We start from the raw sequence: 24,941 nt of genomic DNA, 5'->3' as shown, positions 1-24,941 counted from the left end.
ATTTTGGAGTTAATTGTGAGTGAATCTCGTATCGATTTCCGTAAAGCAGAGTTTTTAATTAGTGCGCCAGACATCGCACACTTAGATGAATACCTCCCTGGCGATGTTGGGGTAGAGATAGCCTTTGCGGGTCGTTCGAACGCGGGTAAGTCCAGCGCGCTAAATTTATTAACAGAGCAAAAAATTGCGCGTACCAGTAAAACTCCTGGTCGAACGCAGTTAATTAATGTTTTTAAACTCGATAAACATCGTCGATTAGTGGATTTACCTGGTTATGGTTTCGCCCAAGTACCTTTAGCACTTAAGAAAAAGTGGCAACAAGCATTAGGCGAATACTTACTTAAGAGAGAGTGTTTAAGTGGCGTTGTTGTGTTGATGGATATTCGACATCCACTGAAAGATCTCGATATGCAGATGATTGAGTGGGCTGTTGAAAGTGATATTCCAGTTTTAGCACTATTAACCAAGGCTGATAAATTGGGCCAAAGTGCCAGAATGAAGATGGTTAATGAGGTACGCAAAAAGTTGAGTCATTTTGATGATGCAGTAAAGGTAGAAGCCTTCTCTTCATTGAAAGGGATTGGTAAAAGCAAGGTTCTTGGTATTCTTGACCAGTGGTGCAAACCAGAATGGTTGCAAGAGCAGCTGGCTGCTGAGTCGATTGAAGCTCAAATTGAGTCAGATAAGTAACATTCAGTCACTGTAAGACTTTTAATATGAATAACGCTCCTAATGATAGGGGCGTTTTTTTTAGGCAAAAAAAAACCGACGGAATAAACCATCGGCGTAAATTAGCTCTTTTGGGGAGAAGCTAAATTCAACAAGACTCAAGACCTACCAAACTATGTTGATAGCGCTCAATGACCACAGCATAACTGTTTTTTTAATCAAATTAAAGTAATTACTCTAAAATTTATTTAAGACGAAAAAAAGCCCCAGCAGATTAGATCTGCTGAGGCGCCATAATTTGGCAATTCACTTCAAATTAGCGAATTTAAAAAAAGGTCTGAAAGATAGAACATCTTAACCTCTGTACCCTACGCAGAGAATATTACCCTATTAACCGTATTATGAAAAACAGTTTTTGTAAAAAGCACACAATAATGTGACGCCGATCTCAAGGTTTGTTCAATAAAAATACATATTCTGATCAGTATATTTCATATTACTGATTTAAAAACATAGGCTTGCACTGCTTTTTAATTGAACAATCTTTTTGCGAAACAAATTTTGTATTTTCAGTTCAGGGATGATTTGGCTAGCCGGTTTTTGCAAGGGGCAGGTTGGTTTAGATTAATGTGATGCTGATGATTAGATTAATAGAACTGATTAAAAGCAATCAGCTCTATTAGGGCTAACTCCATGTGATTGAATAGATTAGATTTGATCTTCTCTAACCTGTCACAATCAATTTAGTGTGCCTGCTCCCAGTTGTCACCAATGCCGGCTTCAGCAAGCAGTTCGACATCAAGTGTTGCAGCCGCGGCCATTAACTCACAAATCTTAACTTGCAAACTGTCAGCTTTATCAGCATCAACCTCAAACACCAATTCATCGTGTACCTGCATGATCATGGTGATCTCACCGTTTGTTTCAGTCTCAATCCATTTAGCGACATTAATCATCGCTTTTTTGATTATATCGGCAGCGGTACCCTGCATCGGTGCATTGATTGCTGCGCGTTCAGCTGCTTGCCTGCGCATTGCGTTGCGATCTTTTATTGCAGGTAAATACAGTCGGCGTCCAAATAGTGTCGATACATAGCCGAGATCTGCGGCAATAGCGCGGGTCTCTTCCATGTAGTTGAGTACACCCGGGTAACGTTTAAAGTAGGTATCGATATAACGTTGTGCTTCTGCGCGAGGAATATCTAACTGCTTGGCTAAACCAAAAGCTGACATACCGTAGATTAAACCGAAATTGACGGCTTTTGCGCGGCGACGTTGATCGCTAGTGACCTCGCTGAAGTCCACATCAAACACTTCTGCTGCCGTGGCTTTATGAATATCTTTACCTTCAGCAAAAGCGGTTAACAGGCCTTTATCTTGCGATAGGTGCGCCATGATCCTTAGCTCGATTTGTGAGTAATCGGCAGCAAGGATTTTTCTACCTTCAGGAGCGATAAACGCATGACGAATACGGCGACCCTCTTCGGTTCTAATTGGGATATTTTGCAGGTTCGGCTCACTAGAAGACAACCGCCCTGTAGCTGCGTTCGCCTGGTGGTAGCTAGTATGAACTCGCCCAGACTTAGCATTGACCATTAAAGGTAGCTTGTCAGTATATGTGCTCTTAAGTTTGGCAAGACTGCGATGCTCAAGAATAATTTTCGGTAGTGGATAATCTAGTGCTAATTCAACTAATACCTCTTCAGCGGTTGAAGGGGCACCTTTTGGGGTTTTCTTGATAATTGGGTAACCGAGCTTGTCGAAAAATAGCTCTTGTAGCTGTTTTGGCGATGCGAGATTAAATGGCTGACCTGCAATCTCATGAGCCTTGGTTTGCAGTTCATCTATTTTGCGAGCCAGCTCTTCGCTTTGCTGACCTAGTAGCATGCTATCTATGAGAACGCCTTGACGCTCTATTGTTGACAGTATATCAATCAACGGCAGTTCGATGTCCGTAAATACACTGGCAAGTTCAGGTAGTTTCTCTAATCGAGGCCACAAGTGCTGATGCAGTCTTAGGGTGATGTCTGCGTCTTCAGCCGCATAAGGCGCTGCGGTTTCCAGTGGGATCTGGTTGAAAGTGAGCTGTTTTACCCCTTTACCGGCAATCTCTTCAAAACTGATATTTTTATGGCCAAGATATTTAAGCGCCAAGTCATCCATATTGTGTTTTGATGCAACAGAGTTAAATACATAGGACTCAAGCATGGTATCGAACTGTACACCTTTGAGCTTAATACCGGCATTAGCAAAAATGCTGATGTCGTATTTAAGGTTTTGACCGACCTTTTTAATTGCTTCATTTTCTAACAATGGTGTTAGTTTTTCAAAAACCATTGCTTTATCAAGTTGCTCTGGTGCATCTACGTAGTCATGAGACAAGGGCAGGTAGGCAGCTTTGCCCACTTCGACTGCAAATGATATCCCAACCAGCTCTGCTTCCATATAGTTAAGACTCGTGGTCTCAGTATCAATGGCGATGAGATCTGCTTGGCTAAGTGTTGCAATCCAGTTGTCGAGTTGCTCAACAGACAAAATAGTGTCGTATTCAGTTTCAATATCTTGCTTAACAACAACTTCATCGCTGTCTTCATTTGCGATGGCGGTGGATTTGTTATCTAGCACCTCCGCTAACCAACGTTTAAACTCCATTTCGCCATAGCATTTAACTAGCTCATCTTTATTGGCGGGCTCAATATCCATGGTGCGCCAATCTTGCTCAAGTTCTACATCAAGCTTAATGGTAGCGAGTTCGTAACTGAGTTTGAGCATATCGGCGTGCTCAGCGATCTTCGCCGGCATGGTTTTCGAGCCACGAAAACCTAGTGCTGGCATTTTCTCTGGAGCGGCGAGAATATTATCGACGCCACCAACACCAAGTAACATTGCCAGTGCGGTTTTCTCACCGACACCAGGCAAGCCGGGAATGTTATCGGCTTTATCTCCCTGCAATGCGAGGAGGTCGATGATGAGCTCTGGTCCGACACCAAATTTTTCGGTAACTTCAGCTGGTCCCATCACCGTATTAGTCATGGTATTAATCAAGGTGACATTCTCGTCAACCAACTGCGCCATATCTTTATCACCCGTGCTAATGAGTACAGCACGTCCCTCTTTGCTGGCTTGGGTGGCAATGGTACCTATAACGTCATCAGCTTCCACACCCGAAATACACACGAGTGGTAAACCGAGGGCTTTAATGATTTGATGCAGTGGCGCAATTTGACCACGCAGATCATCAGGCATTGGTGGGCGCTGCGCCTTATATTCTGAGTACATGTCGTTACGGAATGTCTTGCCTTTTGCATCAAATACAACCGCCATTTGGCTGGGCTTATATTGATTTAACAGACTACGAAGCATGTTGATCACGCCATATACAGCACCAGTTGCTTCACCTTTAGAGTTAGTCAAATGTGGCGGAGCATAATAGGCGCGGTACAGGTAAGAGGATCCATCCACAAGAACTAAAGGGTTGTCGGCAATTTTTGGCATAATAGGTATTCATTTATCGCGTTTCGATGATGGCGCTAGCATGCCATATCAGCGCTGTTTCAGCTACGGATAAATATTGATGAGCCTGTGGATAACTCTGTGCATGGAACTACAGAACTAAAAGTTACTTATTTTTAGTTATAAAATGAGCGCGCGCTAAGTTATTGAATTTTAGTGGTAAATTCTAATTGTGTGAAGTGAGTGCTATTTTGAGCAATTAAACTATAAATGTGGACTTTTTATTTTTATTCGTTTTATAAACCTATTCCTTGGTCAAATAATCGCCGTTTGATAAAGTGCAGTGATAACTTAGCACGATAATTAATCTGATCAAGCGCTTTATTGCAATTTTGTTAAAACAATATGATATATAAATGGAGATTTTAATGAAAAAAGTCGCAGTTCTTTTAAGTGGTAGTGGTGTCTTCGATGGCACAGAGTTACATGAGTCTGTGTTAACTTTGTTAGAGGTTGCCCGTGCTGGTGCATGTTACCAGTGCTTCGCTCCTGATATTACTCAATTACATGTGGTTAATCATCTCACAGGGGAGGTGGATGAAACTGATAGTCGTAATGTATTGGTCGAGTCAGCAAGAGTTGCTCGTGGCGATATTAAGCCGGTTACAGATCTAGTCATTGGCGAATTTGATGCATTGATTATCCCTGGTGGCTTTGGTGCAGCGAAGAATCTTTGTAATTTTGCTTTGGCGGGGGCGGAACATGTTATCGACCCGAGTGTAAAACAGTTTATTAGCCAATTTACTCAAGCTAAAAAGCCTGTTGGTTTTATCTGCATATCACCCATAATGATCCCGCAGTTTTATGGTGCTGGTGTTAAAGGAACCATTGGTTCCGATAGCAACACTGCTGCGGCATTTGAGCTGCAAGGAGGCTGCCATCAAGTTGCTGCCGTAGACGATATCGTGATTGATGAGGTCAATAAAGTGGTGAGTACACCTGCTTATATGCTTGCTGGTAGTATTATTGAAGCTCATAAGGGCATTGAGAAGTTAGTTAGGCAAGTGTTGTTAATGGTAGAGTAAGCGATAAGTGAAAGGTGCCGTAAACTGGCACCTTTAATGTGTAACGAGTCAGTTTCTTAGCTTAGCTTTTTAAGCTTCAATGCTGCTTGTTCACCGACATATTTCGCATCAATAAGTGAAAGGTCCTCTCCTGTTTTCTCGCCCATTGGGGGTGAAAAAGACAATCGTTGGTCGTCATCACTCAATGTTTGCCAGCGGATCTTGTCATCTCTCGAACCGTGAGGGTAAAAACCGACCGTAATGGCATTATGTAGACTTGCAACATGCAGTGGACCTGTTGAGCCTGCAATCATCATATCTGCAGCGACTAACGAACGAGAGAACTCGCCGATATCTTTTATCGGTTTCGCCATTAGTGCGTTATGTCCAGCAGCTGTTATTAATTCGACTACACTGGCAGCTAAAGGCTCTTCAGTCGGCCCAAATGTGACGACAAATTTAATTTCGACGTCTGACTCTTTAGCAATGACATCAGCCATAGTGGCAAACTGCTCTGGAGAAAGTGAACCTTCCGACCCGCCACTACCTGGATGAATAAAGATAAGCTTCTCATTAGCCGTTTTACCGTAGAACTGCTGCCATTGAGCTTTTTCCTCGCTGACATCCCATAAGCGCCATTTGATGTCTGCTGGGGGAATATATTGTTGGCATAAAAAGTACTCAATATGATCTGTACAGTAGCGCCATTCAGGTTTTAAACATGCACTGCGATTAAGTGGCGCTCTATGGGTATATAAGTATTGGAACCACTTTCTACGTTGGCCTAGTCGATAGGGAATGCCTGCGGCTTTAATCACTTTGGTCATATCTTTATGACTATGCATCACAATGGCGGCATCGTAGCGGTTAGCTTTGATTAGCTCTACGAGGTTCGGATCATCTTTTTTATAAATAAGTAGGTTATCTATAAAGTCGAACTGACTCGCCAATGAGTGGATCAAAGGGGAAACGATGACATCGATCTGAGCGTCGGGCATTGAACGCTTTAACAACGATATTGCTGGTAATGAATGACAAAAATCACCCAGCTTATCGACTCTGACAATCAATATCCGCTTCATGGATGGAAACCTTAATAAAATAAAATCAGTTATACATGTTTGCCCATAAGATGACAATTGAGTCTATGGGTTTGTAGGGCCTCTGCGAGGTTTAGCTGCCAAAAGGCTATATGTTGGTCATTTAGTAGCGTAGCTACTGTGGTTAAACGTACTTTTTCCGGCTGTCGATAAAGCCTTGCAGAACACCGACTAATAATCCACCCAAGTGTGCACCATTGGCAATAGAAAGGCCGAACATATCGGTAAAGCCAAAAACAAGCCATAACAACATAAAACCGATGTAAGCAGGTGGTAGCCCAATGCCTGATTCAGGACGCTTAACTCCCATTATCCAGGTGTAGCCGACTACGGCGTATACCACTCCAGATAGCCCACCGAAATTTGGCCCAGCCATAAAGTACTGCAATATATTCGGTAATGTACCACCGACTAATAGCAGTATAAATAGCGGTTTAAGGCCTATTTTATTCTCGATCTTACCGCCTAAGTACCACCACCATAATAGGTTAAAGATGATGTGCATCGCCGAAAAGTGGATAAGACTTGGGGTGAATAGTCGCCAGAATTCACTGAGTGAGGCGGGAGAGGTGGCGCCAAAAAAGGATAAACTCTCAAAAATGGGATTTGCAAAGCCGAGATTCATGGCTGCATATATTACTACGCAACTGAAAAATACCAGCAAAGTGAGTGGACCAGCTCCAGTGATAAATTGTGTGACTAACTGCAGAGCAGGGTTACCGTAGTCTAGTTGGGTCTGGGTGCTGCCATTTTCCCATGAAGCGGCGAGATACTTCTCGTCATAAGGGTTGCTAAGAAACGCATGATACTCTTGTTGAACTCGAGATAGTTGAGTTTCATCGTGTAGTACCAGCATCACTCCTTGTTCGGCGGGCATAATACTACAGGTGATGTTCTGCCCTTTGAGATAGTCGATGAGTGCTTGCGCTGCTCTGCCATTGGGTAAGCTGCCTATCTCAATCATCGACCTCTCCTGCTGTAATTAATGAAACGAGTATTACGCGTTAGCTTGATGCCAGGCGCTATATCCGCCATCTAAACTATAAACATTATCAAAACCTTGCTCATTTAGGTAGGTTGCAGCGCTTTGGCTACTAATGCCGTGGTAGCAGACAACAACCAATGGCAGATCCATGTCGGCTTTAGCAATAAAATGACTAATGTTTTCATTACTTAGGTTAAAAGAGCTGTCGATATGTCCTGCTTCGAAGCTGGCAGCATCTCTAATGTCGACTATTTGCAATTCGGCTGTAGCTTCTTGCATGTGGATAAGTTGATTGACACTTAAATGTTGAAACGCTGACATAGAAAACCTGCATTAATTGAATGTGTTGTTGGCGATAATTTGGAGATAAATAGAGGGCTGAAATTCTGCCAGCCCTCAAGGACTATTTAATCCCAGTTTAGGATCACTTTGCCAGACTGTCCTGAGCGCATAGCATCAAAGCCTTGCTGGAAGTCATCTATTTTGTAGTGATGAGTGATAATTGGAGATATATCTAAACCTGACTGGATTAAGCTGGCCATCTTGTACCAAGTCTCAAACATCTCACGGCCATAAATACCTTTGATGATTAATCCTTTAAAGATCACTTTACTCCAGTCAATCGCCATTTCGCCGCCAGGAATACCTAGCATAGCAACTTTACCACCATGGTTCATGGTATCGAGCATTGAATGGAATGCTGCAGGTACACCTGACATCTCAAGACCGACATCGAAACCTTCAGTCATGCCAAGTTCACTCATGACATCATCCAAGCTTTCTTTGGCAACGTTGACCGCTCGGGTGGCACCCATTTTCTCAGCTAGTTCGAGACGATATTCGTTGACGTCAGTGATCACTACATGACGTGCGCCTACATGACGACAAACTGCTGCAGCCATAATGCCTATCGGACCGGCGCCAGTAATCAGCACGTCCTCACCGACAAGATCAAATGATAATGCGGTATGAACAGCATTGCCAAATGGGTCAAAAATAGAAGCTAAATCATCAGAGATATCATCTGGGATCTTAAAAGCGTTAAAAGCTGGGATCACTAAATATTCAGCGAATGCACCTTCACGGTTAACGCCTACACCAGAGGTGTTACGACACAAATGAGTACGACCACCGCGGCAGTTACGGCAATGACCACAGGTAATATGCCCTTCGCCTGATACTCGGTCACCAATAGTGAAACCGCGAACCTCTTGGCCCATATCGACAACTTCACCCACATACTCATGGCCAACCACCATAGGTACAGGAATGGTGTTTTGCGACCATTCGTCCCAGTTGTAGATATGCACATCGGTGCCACAGATGGCGGTTTTACGGATCTTAATTAGCAGATCGTTGTGGCCCATTTCAGGTTTTGGGGCGTCAACCATCCAGATGCCTTCTTCAGGCTTTAGTTTGCTAAGCGCTTTCATCTTATAACCTATGCCAGGCCAACTATTGTTAACCTTTTAATTGATACAAAAAGGGCTACAACACTGTGTAGCCCAATTGGTTTAATTCTAGCTGATAATTCCCATCTCTTTCGCGATACGGGTAAAGGCTTCAATAGCTTTGTCAATTTGCGGCTTAGTATGCGCAGCTGACATTTGCGTTCGGATACGCGCTTGGCCTTTCGGTACCACAGGGAAGGAGAAACCAATGACATAGATGTTCTCTGCTAAAAGGCGGTTGGCAAAGTCACCAGCCAGTTTAGCGTCGCCGATCATTACTGGAATGATGGCATGATCTGCACCGCCAAGGGTGAAACCAGCCGCTGACATTTTCTCACGGAAGTAACGGCTGTTTTCCCACACTGCTTCACGCAACTCTTGACCATCTTTTAGCATTTCTAAAACATGGATAGATGCTGTGACGATTGAAGGTGCTAATGAGTTTGAAAAAAGGTACGGACGAGAACGCTGACGCAGCCAATCAATGACCTCTTTTTTAGCGGAAGTGAATCCACCTGAAGCGCCACCAAGTGCTTTACCTAAAGTACCGGTGATAATATCAACGCGGTCCATCACCTCGCAGAACTCATGAGTACCACGGCCTTGTTGGCCAACAAAACCAACTGCGTGAGAGTCATCGACCATGACTAGTGCGTCGTACTTGTCAGCAAGATCACACACACCTTTTAGGTTAGCAATCACGCCGTCCATAGAGAATACGCCATCGGTAGCGATCAAGATATTGCGTGCACCAGCTTCTTTTGCTGCTTTAAGCTGGGTTTCAAGATCAGCCATATCGTTGTTGGCATAACGGAAGCGCTTAGCTTTACATAAACGTACACCATCAATAATTGAGGCGTGGTTTAGTGCGTCAGAGACGATAGCGTCTTCTGCACCTAATAGTGTTTCAAACAGCCCTGCGTTGGCATCGAAGCATGAAGAGTAAAGAATGGTGTCTTCCATGCCAAGGAATGAGCTTAGGCTAGCTTCCAATGTTTTATGGATATCTTGGGTGCCGCAAATGAACCGCACTGATGCCATGCCGAAACCATGGGCATCGAGTCCGCCTTGCGCTGCCTTGATTAGCTCTGGGTGATTAGCTAAACCCAAGTAGTTGTTGGCACAAAAGTTAATAACTTCGTCACCATTAACTTTAATTGCTGTTTGTTGAGGAGAAACAATTACGCGCTCGCTCTTATAAAGGCCTTCCGCTTTTACATCGGCAAGCTGTTGATTTATTTGGTCGTAGAATGAGGTTTTTGCCACCCGAATTCTCCTTAATTAGCATTGTTTTGATTATTGGAGTGGCGGCATTTTAACCTTAAAAAGCCCAGTCCTACAGCCTTTTTTTCTGCAACTTCCTCCTGATAAGCCAGATTAGGTCTGGAAGATGTTTCAGATTAGTTAAACTAATTAAAAGCTTGTGTTTTGCGAGTTGATATTTTGCTGTTGAAGACAATATCTATTATAAGCGCTGAGTCGCTTAAGCTGCAGTTTTTTAAGTATTAAGCTTGAATTTTAATGAAAGGGCTACATCTTGGTTAATCGATGAGTAGCTAGTAAAAATCATTGCAAGTATTTGTATTTAAAAAGGTTGTAAGTTGTGAACTCTTAGTGCGGCGTTCAACAAGGCATTGACTAAACACCTTGTTGAACATCGATTGCCTAAGCTGCGGTTTCAGCACCGCTGGCCATTGAGGAATAATATTCTTCTAGCCTTTCAAAGGTAGCAGCAGACTCTGGGGTTGAGTAGGCTTTAAATATCATGATCACTCGTAGTAATCCCTCGTAGAGTGACTCTTTAGTGATAGAACCAATACACGACTGCGTTTGAGTTAATTTATAGCTTATCCAAAAGCTCACCAACATTTTTATGGTATCAGCAAGTGGGGCTATATCAGCTTCATTTACCTTCAAAAAACCATCTTGTGTTAGCTTGATAAGCACGCTACTTGAACGTGCAAGTACATCTTGTTGAGCTTGCAGGTAGCGGTTTTTCAATGCTTCATCGCGGCTAAGGATGTCGGCTAGATTGGCGTACATAAAGCGGAACTGCCACAAGGTGTAGAACATAGCGTCAAAGTAACCGACGAGAAGATCGACATCGACCTCTTTGTCGACATACGGTTGGAAGCCAGATTCTAAATGTTGCTCATAGAGGCTGAATATCGAGCGAATAATGTCTTCTTTATTGCGGAAATGGTAGTAGAGGTTCCCTGGACTAATGTTTAGGTGGGCAGCAATATGATTGGTTGTGATTGTTCTTTCGCCATGCTGATTAAATAACTCTAAGCTGGCTTGTACGATTTTGTCACGGGTCTTCATATTCATCCTAAATGCTTAATATCCAAGAAATCGCCATCCTTAATTGCTATAACTAATTAGGCTTGGCGATAAAAAAATGCGCGCGCAACTCGACATATTCGCGGTTAGGCGTCTACGTTAAGTTGTGACTATCATGTTAGCATTGAGCCAATTCTTCAAGCAAAACTGACGAAAGTAAAAAAATTCATGAATCGTAGCCTCTATTCCGCTTTGCTTTATCTTATCTCGCCATTGTTAATGGTTTACCTAATTGTGCGTGGTTTTAAAAGCCCTGATTATCGTCGCCGCTGGAATGAACGCTTTGGGATTAAGCACTTAGGGCAAACTGATCTGTTGCTGCATTGTGTTTCTATGGGAGAAACCTTGGCAGCCATTCCACTGATAAAACAAATTCAAGCAGCGTACCCAAACCTATCTATCACTGTCACTACAACCAGTCCTACCGGTTCTGCTGAAGTACTTCGAGCATTTGCAGGTCAAGTGCAGCACTGTTATTTGCCGTTTGATCTCGCTTGGTGCAGTAAACGCTTCGTGAAACAAGTTGCACCTAAATTTTGTATTATTATGGAAACTGAGCTGTGGCCTAACCTAATTCATTATCTTAAGTACAGTGGCGCCAAAGTATTGTTGGCAAATGCTAGGTTGTCGCAAAAGTCCGCTGATGCTTATCACAAGCGTCCTGGTTTGAACCTACCCATGCTACAGAGTTTGGATGCAATCGCAGCTCAGTCGGAGCAAACTGCTGCTCGCTTTATCGACCTTGGTGTTGCAACCGATAATATTACGGTGTGCGGGAGCTTGAAATTTGATCTCAATATTGAGCAGGCACGTCTAGATGCCGCTCAGGTGATGCGAGAAAGCTGGGGGGCACAGCAACGTCCAATCTGGGTGGCAGGCTCAGTGCACCCTGGTGAGTTCGACATTATGATCCAGGCTCATCAGCGAGTGCTACAGGAATATCCAACTGCGTTAATGGTGCTGGTTCCTCGTCACCCAGAGCAGTTTGATTCGGCCGTGGCAGTGGTCAAAGCGGCGGGAATGCTGGTGGCTAGACGTAGTATAGATGACGAGGTCACTGCGCAAACTCAAGTGATTGTTGGCGATACGATGGGTGAGCTACTCACGCTATATGCAGCCGCAGATCAAGCTTTTGTTGGTGGCACCTTGATCGAAAATGGTGGCCATAACCCATTAGAGCCTGCAGCTGTCGGGTTGCCGGTATTTGTTGGGCCGCATCATCGGGATTTTAATGAGATCACAGAATTATTACAGCGAGAGGGGGCATTACAGGTCGTTGACTCTAGCGGTGCGTTAGCTGAGGTACTCATTTCAATGTTTAATGACAAGCAAGGCTATCAGGCTGCAAGTGAAGCGGGTAGGCAAGTTATGCTGCAAAATCGAGGGGCTTTGGATAAGCAGTTTACACTAGTGGATTTAATGCTGAAAAGTTAGTTATCCCCACTGACATTCAGTGGGGTAGAGGGAGCTTACTTTAGGGCTAATTGTTCACTGTAAGCATTATGCAGCAGTTGCCAATGGGCTTCGGAAAAGCCAAGCTGTGTCAGTTTGGCTAACTCTTTTCTAAACGAGCGTAATAAACGGTCCATATTGGCTTTTTGCCAGTCAGCTTTTGGTGTTCTAAACTCACCACGATCAAAATCAATCAGGTAGAACTGTTCATCAACAATTAGAATATTCTTCGCATTGAGATCGGCGTGGTACACCCCATGATTATGGAAACGGGCAATGCATTGACCCAAAGCTTGCCACTGCTCGGTAGTCATTGCTGTTTTACTCAGTCTTGCCACGAGATCTTCGGCGCCTTCTACTCGCTCGATAATTAAATCAGCTCGGTAGTTAAGGCCACATCGTTCGACATTAGCAGCGATAGGTTTAGGAACCGGGAAGCCCTGATCATATAGGGTTTCTAGTAATGCTAATTCCGCTACTGCTCGGGTACGTGTTAAACCGGTAAATAGGTATTTATCATGGCTGATCTTTTCTATTAAGCCACCACGATAATAGTGGCGTAGCACCCATTGCTGAGCGTTTTCTTGTTCAATACTGGCATCAACAAACCAAGTGGTATAACGGCCTTTAGATGAACCAGTTACCGCTTCGCGTGCACGCCAGAAATCCACACCAAACCAAGTGGTTTCAATATTCTCAGAGGTATGTTCGCAATAAGCGATGCTGCCTGTGGCTGTTTTTTTAAACTTCATAGATAGAATTGTACGCTAAAGCGTGGAACCTGTAGCCATTCTACATTAAGATCGGTGGAATACGCCAAACAACCTTCGAGTCCTATGAGCTTAACGACCCCGGATAACCATATTGAATCACAAGCAAATACATTGGATTTAACCAATGCTAACTCTTTGTGTCTGCTCAGGCTGTCGGCGATTGGTGACGTATGTCATGCGGTTGCTATGGTGCAAGCGATTCAACGTCGTTATCCACAGCTCAAAATTACTTGGGTATTGGGGAAAGTTGAATATCAGCTGTTAAAACATCTGCCTGGAGTGGAGTTTGTTATTTTCGATAAGTCACAAGGTTGGCGTAGCTACTTTAATTTAAAGCGGTCACTAAAAGGGCAACAGTTTGATGTGTTACTGCATATGCAAATAGCGCTTAGAGCGACGATTGCATCTCTTGCTATATCAGCCAAGGTGCGTATTGGTTTTGACCGGTTTCGCGCCAAAGAGGGACAATGGTTGGTGACTAATCGCCGCATCGAACCACAGGCAACACCCCATGTACTTGATGGCTTTATGGGATTTGCTAAGGCGGTTGGCGTTACCGATACCCGTTTAAGTTGGAACATCCCGGTACTTGCCGCCGATACCGAGTTTGCTGAAAACTTGATCCCAAGTGGAAGTCCGGTTTTAGTTATTTGCGCTGCAGCAAGTAAAGCCGAGCGAAACTGGTTACCCGAACGTTATGCCGCGGTGGCTGATCACGCTGTGGCCTGTGGCTATCGAGTGATGTTGTGTGGCGGACCTACTGCATTGGAGAAAAATCTGGCCGAAGCTATACAAGGTTTTGCTCAGTCTCAGCTTGAAAATCAAGTGGGTAAAACTTCACTATTGCAGCTTCTCGCTGTATTAAAGCAGGCAAGCATTGTACTTGCACCTGATACCGGCCCTGCCCATATGGCAGTGACTCAAGGTACGCCAGTTATTGGTCTATATGCTCATTCAAACCCAGGTCGAACAGGGCCGTATTTATCACAAGATAGTGTTGTGAGTATTTACGGCACCATTATTCGGGAGCAAAAAGGTGACGATGTGCCTTGGGGCGTAAGAGCTAAAGGCGAGCTGTTAATGCAGCAGATTGAGGTTGCTGCAGTCATTGAGCAGTTTGACCGTTTGAGGAGCTAATATCTGCGCTTTTTAGTCGGATTTAAACTGCTCTGAAAAGTAAACTCTTTCAGGGCTTATCACTTTTAAATAAAGCATTATTTGTAGTAACGCGTGCTCTTCTAAATCCTGTTTTGAACCAGAAAAAACAATATATTCAATGTGATAGTTTTTTGGTAAGGAAAAGTAGAGCGAACTTGCCATTCCCCCCACTTTTTTTGGTAAATTTCCCGTCATTATAAGCGTTTCGAATGGGATCATTGCTGGCATTTCACCCATTTGGTGTGCATCTATAATTGTCTGATTAAAATCGGCAAAAGGATGGCCTTTAAACAGCATATTCTTAGCCGTAAGCTTAGGAATAACCCCTGACTCTTGACGAGAATCTGCAATTACCTTTACTTGAAGCTCACTGCTCGCATTGCTGGAATCGACACAGATGAACATAAAATCATGTTGCTGTTGTCTGCTTGTTCTTAACTGTTGCTGTTCCGCCAACGAGATCCCTAACAATTGATAGAAAAGCGATTGCTGCTCATTATCAAATAAATTGTCCGCGATATAATTCCAACGGATTTGCTGAGTATTGTTATCGAGATGCAGCTTCAATTGATTGAGTTCAGGCTTATCCAAGTAGTCCATACGTAACATGTGGTAGGTCGTAGGAAACAACTTATGCCAGTTCATAAAGCTTGAAAGGTGCCTTGGCAGCTTATTTGAGTGACCAGCCAATAGCCTTAGCAGTTTATTGTCACTTCCACTAAGATAACTTTTTAGGTTTTGCAGGCCAGTAGCTAGATTGCGGGTTTGCTCATCGAAACTTAAACGTTGCCAAGAAAACATCTTCTGGTATTCCGAAGAGCCATCATCAATCAATTCAAGCTTTTTAATTTCCACTCCAGAGATTCTAGTCAAATACCTAATGAGCCTAGCAAGATCTTTACTCCAATAGGTGTTGCCGTAAATAGTGATATGACTGTGATGGTGGCCTGCCAACAGTTTAGTTGCATGTTGGCATAGTGAAGTAATGCTAACAAAGGATGCGGCATTGATACCTTTCAATAAGGCTTCGTTGTTAACTGGATGCCGTCGCCAGCAAATGAACTTGGGGTGCTGGTTTTGATTGTTAGCGATCTTCGTTGCCTGCTGAACACTAGGCAAGGTTGCTCTATCTATATAGATCTCGAGAAAATACGGTGATTGCTGAGCATTTGAAGATGAAAAGGTCACTGGTTAGCTTATAGCCGTCGGCGGCTTATAAATTATAGGTGAGGGCCATTTAGCGAGCAATAAAGACTTTGTGATGATGAGATCAAGCGCTGTTGTTTATGGTGAACAAAAATTAATTCATTAGCCTGAGTTAACAAGTCTCCGATTCGTTGGCCAACATGTTATTATTAAGGGCTATCAAACAAGATTTAACAACAGTTAGCACTGTGTTGTTTCGCTTGTTGTATTTTTAAGGGTGCTTATATGTCGCTGTCCCCAAAATTCCTATTTGTTCCTGTGTCTTCTTCTGAAGGTATGGGTGAATATATGCGCTCTTTAATCATAGCCAACGAAGTTAAGCAACGTTGGCCTGATGCTAATATCCAATTCATTATAAGTCGTCAGGCACCCTATGCCTTCACATGTCCTTATCCTGTGGCACTTTTAGATGATACGCCGACAAAAAATATTAAAGCGGTAAATGACTTCATCTCCTTTTTCAAAGCTGATTTTGTTATTTTTGATGCTTCTGGTCGTCGCTCACAATTGGTGCATGCCAATAAAATGGGTGCCAAAGTGATATTTATTAGTCAGCATAAACGCAAGCGCAGTAGAGGAATGAAGCTACTACGAGCGCGTGTCACTGATAGTCATTGGGTGGTGCAACCTGAGTTCATTATCGGCACGATTAGCCCGTTTGATAGGCTAAAACTTAATCTGATTAACAAACCTGAGCCGACTATTATCGGTTCAGTGTTTGCAAGCCCTGTTGCGCTTAGGCAGTCAGAGTTACTTAAGAAACTAAGTTTAGTCGCAAATAATTTTATATTGTTTAATGCAGGTTCTGGTGGACACAAAAATGGGCAAGGCCATTGTATTGAGGAGTTTGCTATGGCCGCCGCAAGTATTTACCAAGCAACAAAAATACCATGCGTGGTGATTTTCGGTCCTAGTTACCCTAAGGCAATGCCAGAGTATGAAGGTGTCATTAATATTAAAGAATTGATCCATGTCGATTTTATGGATCTTCTGGATGCTTCTAAAGCTGCAGTGCTAAGTGGTGGAGATACACTTTTACAGGCGATAGCACTGAAAAAACCGACGGTATCGGCGGCAGTGGCTAAAGATCAGAATTATAGGGTTAGAGTGTGCCAAGAAAGAAGGCTCACGGTGAGTAGCTGCGTTAAAGCTGATGAGATGGCTTTAAGACTGCTTGATCTTATTCAACCTGAGAGCGCCCAGCAGCTAAACCATGCTTTGATGCAGTGTGAGTCGAGCAATGGCTTAGATATTGCGATGGAAGTGATTACTGAGTTAATGGGCGAGCAGAGTGTCGTAAACTAAAAAGCTAAATAGCGATTTATTGGCGAGAGTATATAAAAAGGAGAGCAAGTGCTCTCCTTTTTCGATCTTAGCGTCCTTTAACTCTCCGTTGCTTTATTCATCTGCATGTACTTGTCGTAAACTTGCGCTACTGCGATATCGGCAATATGTCCTTTACCTTGCGTAGCATACATAACATGAGATGTTGCTGATTCCGGCGGAGCCCAGTAAGGCTTTTTCTGACGCATCATGGCGAGCAGTGGTCGCTGAGCAGCAAAAGCAAAGTGTAAAATTGCGGTATCTACCGTGATGACGAAATCCGCTTTTGCAATTAGAGAAGGCAACTCAAAAAAGTGTTTGTCTACGGTAAACACCACGACTTGTAGTCCCGTCTTTGCAGTAAACGCTTGAGCCTCGCGAGATACTTCAGGATAACTTTCAGGAGTGGTATTAATAATAAAGCGCTGGCTGTTATCTACCTTAGCAATTTTCTCAATTAGCTCAAAAAGATAATTGATAGGCCAGTCTTTTTTTACATTGGTAGAAAGATGATTAACAAACAGTAGCCTCCCTTGTCTTTGTGGGTCATTGAAATGACGTTCTAGCCAATCAGTTGTCACAGGTAAAATGGTTTCAGGAATAACCATGTTGGGCATGCTCTCTGTGGCAGCTACAGATAGTCCTATCACTGTGTTGAAAATCAGCTGATAGCGATCGGTGATATGGTGAGTCGCTGGTAACAAAGCTTCTTCAAGGACAAATGTTGCATTTGAATGGCGAAAAAACCAAGAATTTAAAAGCCCGAAAGAAGCCTTTTTCGGAATACTAGAAACAATAAAGGCGGTAGGGGAAATTTCTCGTGCTAGCTGGGAGTATTGTCGGCTTTTACTTACGGTATGACAAAAGATGATGTCGTAGTTTTGTTGTTTGGCTTTTTCAGTGTTGGCCTGCATCGCTTGCGGTGAATCTGTGCAGCCATAGGTAAGGTTAAAAGCCCCTTCCGCCTCCATCCATTGCTGCAGTATTTTACTGCGCGATAAGCGCCACTCATCACTATTACAGCGATTATCATCTAACCAAATATCTAATGTTATATGTGGGTGCTGTTGCTTCAAAGCGACAAGAAAAGTCTTTAAATAGAGAAAATCCCCTAAAGCAACGGGTGACATGAATAACATACGCTGGCATTGCGCTAATTGAGCAGAAGTGATGATAGCCATATTGATAAGTGTTCCTATTTTTAGTCGGCTTAGCATACCTTGAATTCGCTGGCTTTGAAAAAGATCCAAGTTGATATTAGTGATAAATATGAGCTTTTTATGAATCTAGTCCTCAATTACTGGCGCTGAAGGCGCTACTGATATAGTTTCAATATTGGAGTATGGTATTATCGTTATAATTGAACCGTGCTTTACGGCCGTAATACGACCTTAAACTGAAGGCTTACTTTTGATTTGCTTTGACGCGCTGCATCCATACTATTTACCGCAATATTTACCAGTGATGCATGAATTGCAAGCACGGGGTGAGGTTGTGCATTTTGTTATCTATCGTAGTGATGAGCAGCAAGCTGCGCTTGATGCCTTAGTTAAGGAATATCAGCTCTCTGTCACTTGGGTAGATGATCAAGAGCAAGCATTAGCATACTATTTGGAGCAGAAACCTAAGTGGGTGGTGTTTGGTAACACGTTCGATGGAGACAAAAAGCTAAAAGGGATTTGCGGCACAGCACTGATGCAGCATGGTATAGGCCCAAAGTCAGTTTATTATACCGTGTCCGATTCAGACTTTGATGTACGTTTTGTGGAAGGTGAATATCGCTTAAACCGATTACAATCAATGTTTCCTGACAAGCTGTTTATCGATACCGGATATGCCAAGCTCGATCCTATTGTGCAAGGAATTGAAGCTGGAATCGATCTTGAAAAATTAGGTTTGGATCCTGCTAAACCAACGTTGCTCTATGCACCAACTTTTTACCCTAGCAGTATCGAAAAGATGGCCACCAACTGGCCAGCCGAATTTTCTGAATATAATATCTTATTGAAACCGCATTACTTTTCCTTAAGTAAACCCGCTTATAAAAAACAGAAAAAGCTCTTATTGCACTGGGCTTCCTTTGACAATGCGTACCTTGCTACTGCAGAGCAGACTAACTTACTACCATTTATGGCTAGTGCAGACCTGCTGATTAGTGATGCTTCTTCAGCATTGTTTGAGTTTGCCGCGCTAGATAAACCTGTTGTTTGGTGTGATTTTTATCACTTGCGTTGGAGCTATCGTGGGATCTTCAAATTTCGCTTTAACCAGCGAATGGATGAAGACCTATATCGATATGCCGCAGTGGCTAAGCATGCAAAAACCTACAAAAAACTTAAAGCGGTTGTCGATCAACAGATTGCAGAACCTGAATCATTCGCGCAGCAACGCGCTCAATACACTTATGAACTAGCCGGAAAAGTTGACGGTCAATGCAGCAAGCGAATTGTCGATTTTCTATTGAGTTAATCGGTAAACGCTAGAGAATAAGCTTTTTCTAGTGTCGCTAACGGAATATCCTCGAGTTTTTCCAAAAACGTTACACGGCCTTTACGCATCTTCGGGGCGATTTTTAGTGCTTCGAAAAACTCAGCTTTGCTTATCCCTAATGCCGCAGGCGAACTGTTAATATTGAAACCATCTAAGGTGGCGATAACTTGAGCGGGAAGGGTTGTTAGGTGTAACAGTTGCCTTAGATAATGGCAGTACTTAGTGCCTAAAGCGACCTGCTCACCGTGTAAACCATTCCCTAACTGTAGATAGTCTATAGCATGGCTGATTAAATGCTCTGCACCAGAACACGGGCGCGAATCTCCTGAAAATCCCATAGCTAAACCAGACAATATTAACCCTTCAGCTAGCTGCTTAATAACTGTTGGTGTATTGAGAGGTTTCTGCTCCATATAGAGAATTTCATTTGCTGCTGACTTAGCTAATAGAAAAGAGAAGCCATCAATTTCTGTCTGCTCCTTAGCGTATTCCATGTCCAACAGAGCGCTATAATTCGAAAGTAGATCGCCAACCCCTGCCTGAGTTAATCTTAGTGGCGCTTGCGAGCATATATCGGTATCAACAAGAATGAAGTTAGGAATAGCTGCGGGTAAGCTTAATTTCTTGCCATTGTCGTCGAAAATGACGGCAACTGGAGAGGATATGCAGTCGCTGGATAATGCTGTCGGAATAACAACTAAGCTAATTTTTCTTAGGGTTGCTAGCCGTTTGCATACATCTAAAACTTTACCGCCACCAAATGCAATAATGGTTTTGACTTGCTGCTGAGCACATAAGATATCAATTTCACTAATGCTTGCATAATCAGCAGCTTTAACTGCGTGTACAATACAATTTGGATGCTCAAGTAGCCCAAGAGACTTTTCAGCAAGCTGTCGAACGCCTTCGTCTAATGCTATGAGCGTTTTTTCAGCAATAAGCTGCTGAAACAAGTCTTCAGACTTAGAGATGGCATTTGAACTTACAACAAGCTGAGCAGGAAATTCTAGTTGGCGTGTACTGAGCTTTCCAATTGAATTTAGCAATTAAGATTCCTTAATGCGTTTCAGTAGTGCGCTAGTACTTACAGAGGAGTGATATTCTGTATAGGCGACTTCAATATCTTGCTGTAATAAATATTCTTCAGTACAACGGATCTGCGCCAAATAAGAGCTATGCTCCCAATCATCACCGTGTACGATGACATCAATGTTATGTTTTTCTAAATATGGCTTCACATCAAAACTGTTGGTGACTTCCACTATAGAAACGCAAGCCATTGACAGTAATATTGCAGCTCTGTCTTGTTCTGAGTATATCGGACGACGCTTGTACTTTTCAGTCATCTCATCACCATTGATCAAAATGATCAATTCATCACCAAAAGTGGCTGCTTTTTTGAGAAACTCTACATGGCCTCTGTGGAATAAGTCGAAAACACCTACAACTAAAACTTTTTTGGACATAATACACCGTGTATCTATATAAATGGCCAGGACAATAATGGCCATTTCTAGCTGAATATTTAATGTAAGGGGGAATTGTTAACTCTTGGCTATAACCAAAGGGCTACTCACCAATAAAGTGTTGCGTCGCTAACCAAGATAAATACTCTGGTACAGCTTGCTCAACAGTCTTAAATTCGGCGGTGTAACCTGCAGCTCGTAACTTTGTGAGGTCTGCTTGGGTGTAGCTTTGATATGCGCCCTTTAGTTTATCCGGGAACGGAATGTATTCTATGCTGCCCTTACCGTGGTGATCGATAACAGCATTTGCTACGTCATTGAAACTTTGTGCTTGGCCGGTTCCGCAGTTAAATATTCCCGAAACTTCAGGGTTCTGCCATAGCCATAAGTTAACTTTAACAACATCTTCAACGTATACAAAATCACGTAGTTGTTGGCCATTTTCATAACCGTCGACACCCTCAAATAAGCGGCAGATCCCATTTGCATTGAGCTGGTTATTGAAATGGAAAGCGACACTTGCCATGCCGCCTTTGTGTTGCTCTCTTGGGCCATAGACATTGAAATATCTGAGACCGGCAACTTGGCAGTTTGGCTTTTGTTGACGTACATATTGGTCAAACAAGAATTTAGAGTAAGCATAAACATTAAGTGGCTTTTCTAAGTCTCTTTGCTCGATAAATTTCTCGCTACCGCCATAGACTGAAGCTGAGCTAGCATAGATATACTGGCATTTCGTTCTATCACAAAACTGCAGCAGCGTTTTTGAGTACTCATAGTTATTGCTCATCATGAATTTGCCATCCCACTCGGTGGTGGATGAGCATGCTCCTTGATGGAAAATAACTTCAATCTTGCCGTCGAATTCACCTGCGATTATCTGCTTAAGAAATTGATCTTTATCAAGATAATCAGCGATCTCACAATCTGCGAGATTGAACATTTTTGTACCGTCGGTTAAATCATCCACGGCAACAATGTCATTACGACCCATATTGTTTAAAGCTTTGACCAAATTGCTGCCGATAAATCCTGCTGCACCTGTGACTACTATCATATTTGCTTCCACTTTTAGGGCGGTATTGTTCACAATACCTTAAAAGGACACACTTACTTTGTGTAGTAAGTATTTAAAAATTCTGCGATGGTTTTAGCTGTATGATCAATATCAACTAAACTCATGTCGCGACCCGTTCGTTTACTCTCTGGTGGTGTAAATGCCAAGCGTTTATGTTGTTCGCTCAACGTCTGCCAGCGAACTTTGGGTTGAGATTTTCTGCCTGCATAAAATCCGACAGTTGGCACGTTGTGCAGCCCTGCAATATGCAGAGGACCTGTTGAGCCGGCCATAAACATATCTGCAGCAACTATAGATTTGGCAAAATCGGTCAGATTCTTTAATGGTTTAGCAAGGGTAATGTTGACGCCTTGCTTGCTAACTTCATCAAATATAGCTTTTGCTAAACTTGCCTCTTCACCGCTAAACGTTAGCACAAACCTGCATTTATGCTGAGTTGACTGGTCAACTTGGGTGATGAGCTTAATAAAGTCTTTTGTCGGCAAACTACCTGAGGAGCCCCCGGTACCCGGGTGAACAAAAATCAACTTTTCATCATTTTGTTTGCCGTAATATTGTTGCCAATGCTCGCGTTCTGCAGTGACATCCCAATATCTTTTGGGCAGTGCTGGGATAGCCATTTTTTGTGCTGTTAAAAAAGCCTCGATCAACATGCAGCCGCCACGCCAGCAACCTTCACCGACCTTGTATTGTGCATCAGTGCGGTTTTTATAAAAGTACTGATACCAGTTATGTTTAGGCGCTAACACATAGGGAATATGTAGATTACGAATGATTTTATATATACGGAATTGAGAATTAGAAACCAGTGCTGCATCGTATTGACGAGCGTCGATCTCTTTACGTATTGCTAGATCGTCTCCACTATCGACAATAACATGATCGACATAAGGGCAGGCGAGCGCAAAGCTCTTCAGTACTGGTGTTACAAACACTTCAATACTGGTATCCGGCATAGCATTTTTGAGTAAACTCAAGGCGGGCCAAAGCAGTACAAAGTCACCAATTTTATCATGTCTAAAAACTAGGATTCTCTTCATTTATCATTTCGCACTATTGGGTTAACTTGTTCTGCGGTATTCAGTATTTTTAACACAGATGGCTTTTGGGTCAAATTAATCTGACCTTAACCGCTTATTATATCAGTTTTAGTAGTAAGAGGGCTGTTCGGGATGATGTTTTGTGCGGCTATGCCACAAAAGCAAAAAGTGCCCCAGCTAGAAAGTTAGATAGATAAAGTAACAGCCCGAACTAAAATTAGGTACAATTACTAACTAATATTTTGTAAAAGTAATGAGTGTTATGAAAGATTCTCTGCCAGCATTTGAAAAAGCTAAAGTTCTTGTGGTCGGTGATGTGATGCTTGACCGCTATTGGACGGGTCCGACTGGACGTATTTCGCCAGAAGCGCCAGTGCCTGTTGTACGCATTAACCAATTAGAAGATCGCCCTGGTGGAGCGGCAAACGTAGCACTGAATATTGCAACCTTGGGCGGCCAGGTTTCTTTAGCGGGTATTGTTGGTGAAGACGAAACCGCTGCTGCGTTAACCACCGGCATTCAAGCTTTAGGTGTTGAGCCTAAATGGCATGTGGTTGCAGATAAACCGACGATTACTAAACTGCGGGTGATGTCGCGTAGCCAACAGCTCATTCGTTTAGACTTCGAAGAACCTTACCTACAAGCAGATAGCCAGGCCTTGTTAGATAGCGCCGCAAATTCTTTGGCTGATGTTGATGTGGTTATTTTATCTGATTATGCCAAAGGTGCTCTGATCGAGCCGCTAGCGTTTATTCAGCAAGCTAAGTCTCAAGGGGTCAAAGTGTTAGTCGATCCAAAGGGGAGTGATTTTTCTAAATATCGAGGCGCAACATTGCTTACCCCAAATCTGCATGAATTTGAGTTAGTTGCAGGAGCTGTTACCAGTGAAGCTGACTTAGTTGAAAAAGCGCATAAATTACTTGAAGAGTTTGATTTGGAAGCGTTGTTAGTCACTCGTTCTGAGCAGGGAATGACGTTGATTACGACTGAAAATAAAGAGCTTCATATTCCTACGGTTGCTCGAGAAGTACATGATGTCACAGGGGCTGGTGATACGGTTATTTCTGCTCTGGCGACTTCATTGGCCGCTGGAAGTACTATGGCTGAAGCGTGTGCAATTGCTAACACAGCTGCAGGTATCGTGGTTGCTAAACTCGGCACTTCGACGGTGAGCCGCATTGAGCTTATCGAGTCATTGTCTGATACTCATCATAGTGAGACTGGTTTTGGGGTTGTGACTGAAGATCAGCTCATGTACGCACTTGAGCAAACGAGGTTGCGCGGTGAGCGCGTGGTGATGACCAACGGCTGCTTTGATATTTTACATGCAGGTCATGTGAGCTATTTACAGGAGGCGCAAGCCCAAGGCGACAGGTTGATTGTTGCAGTTAATGATGATGAGTCTGTCAGACGTTTAAAGGGCGATGGTCGCCCGGTGAACCCTGTGGGTCGTCGTATGGCCGTGTTAGCAGGTCTTGCATCAGTGGACTGGGTGCTTCCGTTTAGTGAAGACACGCCGCAACGAGTGATTGCTCGTTTATTACCTGACTTACTGGTTAAGGGTGGCGACTATAAGATTGAAGATATTGCTGGTGGTAAAGAAGTTATTGCTGCTGGTGGATTAGTTAAGATATTGTGTTTTGAAGATGGTATTTCGACTACCAAAATAATTGAAAATATCATGGCTAACCAATAGCTTGATATAATTAGAGGGTTGGCTGCTTTGCTTTAATTGCAGGGTAGCTAGCTCTTAAAGTTAGCCCCAACATTTTTTTCAGCAAGCTTCTATCTAACTTCTTCGTTTTATCTAGATTAATACCATAGCGTTATATGCCGCAGTTTTCAGGGTGTATTGCTTCTCCTTGCTCTTAATGAGCAAAGGGGAAGTTGG

General features: G+C 43.1%; 21 protein-coding genes. 7 read left to right on the top strand and 14 right to left on the bottom strand.

Going from position 1 to position 24,941, the window contains the following annotated elements; all coding sequences use genetic code 11:
* The first annotated feature begins 15 nt into the window (after window positions 1–15).
* Complete coding sequence (yihA, locus tag K5R16_RS08955; protein ID WP_220737221.1) at window positions 16–690, top strand: ribosome biogenesis GTP-binding protein YihA/YsxC; 675 nt, start codon at window positions 16–18, stop codon at window positions 688–690.
* 722 nt (window positions 691–1,412) lie between these two features.
* On the opposite strand, the gene polA is transcribed toward yihA, so the two are convergent.
* Window positions 1,413–4,163 carry a DNA polymerase I gene (gene polA / locus K5R16_RS08950; RefSeq protein ID WP_220737220.1) on the bottom strand — a complete coding sequence of 917 codons (2,751 nt, stop codon included), beginning with the start codon at window positions 4,161–4,163 and terminating at the stop codon, window positions 1,413–1,415.
* A gap of 386 nt (window positions 4,164–4,549) precedes the next feature.
* Here polA and elbB point away from each other — a divergent pair, with 386 nt between their 5' ends.
* Window positions 4,550–5,206, top strand: coding sequence for an isoprenoid biosynthesis glyoxalase ElbB (gene elbB, locus K5R16_RS08945; RefSeq protein ID WP_220737219.1), 657 nt, complete (start codon window positions 4,550–4,552; stop codon window positions 5,204–5,206).
* 56 nt (window positions 5,207–5,262) lie between these two features.
* Here elbB and K5R16_RS08940 read toward each other — a convergent pair whose 3' ends face one another.
* From K5R16_RS08940 to K5R16_RS08915, 6 genes are all read right to left on the bottom strand, one after another.
* Window positions 5,263–6,267 carry a glycosyltransferase family 9 protein gene (locus K5R16_RS08940; protein WP_220737218.1) on the bottom strand — a complete coding sequence of 335 codons (1,005 nt, stop codon included), beginning with the start codon at window positions 6,265–6,267 and terminating at the stop codon, window positions 5,263–5,265.
* Window positions 6,268–6,409: 142 nt separating this feature from the next.
* Window positions 6,410–7,249 carry a rhomboid family intramembrane serine protease GlpG gene (glpG, locus tag K5R16_RS08935; protein ID WP_220737217.1) on the bottom strand — a complete coding sequence of 280 codons (840 nt, stop codon included), beginning with the start codon at window positions 7,247–7,249 and terminating at the stop codon, window positions 6,410–6,412.
* A gap of 33 nt (window positions 7,250–7,282) precedes the next feature.
* A complete protein-coding gene (glpE, locus tag K5R16_RS08930; protein WP_220737216.1) occupies window positions 7,283–7,591 on the bottom strand; it encodes a thiosulfate sulfurtransferase GlpE in 309 nt (102 codons plus the stop codon).
* An 86-nt stretch (window positions 7,592–7,677) separates the two neighbouring features.
* Window positions 7,678–8,703 carry an L-threonine 3-dehydrogenase gene (tdh, locus tag K5R16_RS08925; protein ID WP_220737215.1) on the bottom strand — a complete coding sequence of 342 codons (1,026 nt, stop codon included), beginning with the start codon at window positions 8,701–8,703 and terminating at the stop codon, window positions 7,678–7,680.
* A gap of 87 nt (window positions 8,704–8,790) precedes the next feature.
* Window positions 8,791–9,987 carry a glycine C-acetyltransferase gene (locus K5R16_RS08920; RefSeq protein WP_220737214.1) on the bottom strand — a complete coding sequence of 399 codons (1,197 nt, stop codon included), beginning with the start codon at window positions 9,985–9,987 and terminating at the stop codon, window positions 8,791–8,793.
* 399 nt (window positions 9,988–10,386) lie between these two features.
* Window positions 10,387–11,046, bottom strand: coding sequence for a TetR/AcrR family transcriptional regulator (locus K5R16_RS08915; RefSeq protein ID WP_220737213.1), 660 nt, complete (start codon window positions 11,044–11,046; stop codon window positions 10,387–10,389).
* A gap of 186 nt (window positions 11,047–11,232) precedes the next feature.
* On the opposite strand from K5R16_RS08915, the gene waaA reads away from it, so the two are divergent.
* A complete protein-coding gene (gene waaA, locus K5R16_RS08910; protein ID WP_220737212.1) occupies window positions 11,233–12,498 on the top strand; it encodes a lipid IV(A) 3-deoxy-D-manno-octulosonic acid transferase in 1,266 nt (421 codons plus the stop codon).
* A gap of 35 nt (window positions 12,499–12,533) precedes the next feature.
* On the opposite strand, the gene K5R16_RS08905 is transcribed toward waaA, so the two are convergent.
* Complete coding sequence (locus K5R16_RS08905) at window positions 12,534–13,268, bottom strand: 3-deoxy-D-manno-octulosonic acid kinase (protein WP_220737211.1); 735 nt, start codon at window positions 13,266–13,268, stop codon at window positions 12,534–12,536.
* Between the two features lie 84 nt (window positions 13,269–13,352).
* Between K5R16_RS08905 and K5R16_RS08900 the strand changes: the two genes are divergently transcribed.
* A complete protein-coding gene (locus K5R16_RS08900) occupies window positions 13,353–14,426 on the top strand; it encodes a glycosyltransferase family 9 protein (protein WP_220737210.1) in 1,074 nt (357 codons plus the stop codon).
* Window positions 14,427–14,438: 12 nt separating this feature from the next.
* Here the strand turns inward: K5R16_RS08900 and K5R16_RS08895 are convergent, their stop codons facing one another.
* Entirely contained in the window at window positions 14,439–15,635 is a 1,197-nt protein-coding gene (locus tag K5R16_RS08895) for a hypothetical protein (protein WP_220737209.1), read from the bottom strand.
* A gap of 243 nt (window positions 15,636–15,878) precedes the next feature.
* Here K5R16_RS08895 and K5R16_RS08890 point away from each other — a divergent pair, with 243 nt between their 5' ends.
* Window positions 15,879–16,958, top strand: coding sequence for a hypothetical protein (locus tag K5R16_RS08890; RefSeq protein ID WP_220737208.1), 1,080 nt, complete (start codon window positions 15,879–15,881; stop codon window positions 16,956–16,958).
* A 77-nt stretch (window positions 16,959–17,035) separates the two neighbouring features.
* Here the strand turns inward: K5R16_RS08890 and K5R16_RS08885 are convergent, their stop codons facing one another.
* Complete coding sequence (locus K5R16_RS08885; protein WP_220737207.1) at window positions 17,036–18,157, bottom strand: glycosyltransferase family 9 protein; 1,122 nt, start codon at window positions 18,155–18,157, stop codon at window positions 17,036–17,038.
* A 229-nt stretch (window positions 18,158–18,386) separates the two neighbouring features.
* On the opposite strand from K5R16_RS08885, the gene K5R16_RS08880 reads away from it, so the two are divergent.
* Entirely contained in the window at window positions 18,387–19,445 is a 1,059-nt protein-coding gene (locus K5R16_RS08880) for a CDP-glycerol glycerophosphotransferase family protein (RefSeq protein WP_220737206.1), read from the top strand.
* Here the strand turns inward: K5R16_RS08880 and K5R16_RS08875 are convergent.
* From K5R16_RS08875 to K5R16_RS08860, 4 genes are all read right to left on the bottom strand, one after another.
* Window positions 19,442–20,512, bottom strand: coding sequence for an iron-containing alcohol dehydrogenase (locus K5R16_RS08875; RefSeq protein ID WP_220737205.1), 1,071 nt, complete (start codon window positions 20,510–20,512; stop codon window positions 19,442–19,444). The genes K5R16_RS08880 and K5R16_RS08875 overlap by 4 nt on opposite strands.
* On the bottom strand, window positions 20,513–20,932 hold the full coding sequence (locus K5R16_RS08870) for an adenylyltransferase/cytidyltransferase family protein (protein WP_220737204.1): 420 nt from the start codon (window positions 20,930–20,932) through the stop codon (window positions 20,513–20,515).
* A 103-nt stretch (window positions 20,933–21,035) separates the two neighbouring features.
* The gene (gene rfaD / locus K5R16_RS08865; RefSeq protein WP_220737203.1) at window positions 21,036–21,989 is read right to left on the bottom strand and encodes an ADP-glyceromanno-heptose 6-epimerase; all 954 of its coding nucleotides are present in this window, start codon (window positions 21,987–21,989) and stop codon (window positions 21,036–21,038) included.
* A 53-nt stretch (window positions 21,990–22,042) separates the two neighbouring features.
* On the bottom strand, window positions 22,043–23,050 hold the full coding sequence (locus K5R16_RS08860) for a glycosyltransferase family 9 protein (RefSeq protein WP_220737202.1): 1,008 nt from the start codon (window positions 23,048–23,050) through the stop codon (window positions 22,043–22,045).
* Between the two features lie 262 nt (window positions 23,051–23,312).
* Here K5R16_RS08860 and hldE point away from each other — a divergent pair, with 262 nt between their 5' ends.
* Window positions 23,313–24,746, top strand: coding sequence for a bifunctional D-glycero-beta-D-manno-heptose-7-phosphate kinase/D-glycero-beta-D-manno-heptose 1-phosphate adenylyltransferase HldE (gene hldE / locus K5R16_RS08855; protein ID WP_220737201.1), 1,434 nt, complete (start codon window positions 23,313–23,315; stop codon window positions 24,744–24,746).
* The last annotated feature ends 195 nt before the right edge of the window (window positions 24,747–24,941 follow it).

The sequence above is a fragment of the Shewanella sp. c952 genome (assembly GCF_019654975.1).
GTDB lineage: Bacteria > Pseudomonadota > Gammaproteobacteria > Enterobacterales > Shewanellaceae > Shewanella.
This window is presented reverse-complemented; position numbering and strand designations above follow the sequence as displayed.

Coding starts and splice junctions, on each gene's coding strand:
- K5R16_RS08885 (WP_220737207.1), bottom strand. CDS start 18,157: ATGGCTATCATCACTTCTGCTCAATTAGCGCAATGCCAGCGTATGTTA.
- K5R16_RS08905 (WP_220737211.1), bottom strand. CDS start 13,268: ATGAAGTTTAAAAAAACAGCCACAGGCAGCATCGCTTATTGCGAACAT.
- K5R16_RS08890 (WP_220737208.1), top strand. CDS start 15,879: ATGTCGCTGTCCCCAAAATTCCTATTTGTTCCTGTGTCTTCTTCTGAA.
- K5R16_RS08915 (WP_220737213.1), bottom strand. CDS start 11,046: ATGAAGACCCGTGACAAAATCGTACAAGCCAGCTTAGAGTTATTTAAT.
- K5R16_RS08860 (WP_220737202.1), bottom strand. CDS start 23,050: ATGAAGAGAATCCTAGTTTTTAGACATGATAAAATTGGTGACTTTGTA.
- elbB (WP_220737219.1), top strand. CDS start 4,550: ATGAAAAAAGTCGCAGTTCTTTTAAGTGGTAGTGGTGTCTTCGATGGC.
- polA (WP_220737220.1), bottom strand. CDS start 4,163: ATGCCAAAAATTGCCGACAACCCTTTAGTTCTTGTGGATGGATCCTCT.
- K5R16_RS08870 (WP_220737204.1), bottom strand. CDS start 20,932: ATGTCCAAAAAAGTTTTAGTTGTAGGTGTTTTCGACTTATTCCACAGA.
- waaA (WP_220737212.1), top strand. CDS start 11,233: ATGAATCGTAGCCTCTATTCCGCTTTGCTTTATCTTATCTCGCCATTG.
- rfaD (WP_220737203.1), bottom strand. CDS start 21,989: ATGATAGTAGTCACAGGTGCAGCAGGATTTATCGGCAGCAATTTGGTC.
- glpG (WP_220737217.1), bottom strand. CDS start 7,249: ATGATTGAGATAGGCAGCTTACCCAATGGCAGAGCAGCGCAAGCACTC.
- glpE (WP_220737216.1), bottom strand. CDS start 7,591: ATGTCAGCGTTTCAACATTTAAGTGTCAATCAACTTATCCACATGCAA.
- K5R16_RS08940 (WP_220737218.1), bottom strand. CDS start 6,267: ATGAAGCGGATATTGATTGTCAGAGTCGATAAGCTGGGTGATTTTTGT.
- K5R16_RS08900 (WP_220737210.1), top strand. CDS start 13,353: ATGAGCTTAACGACCCCGGATAACCATATTGAATCACAAGCAAATACA.
- hldE (WP_220737201.1), top strand. CDS start 23,313: ATGAAAGATTCTCTGCCAGCATTTGAAAAAGCTAAAGTTCTTGTGGTC.
- tdh (WP_220737215.1), bottom strand. CDS start 8,703: ATGAAAGCGCTTAGCAAACTAAAGCCTGAAGAAGGCATCTGGATGGTT.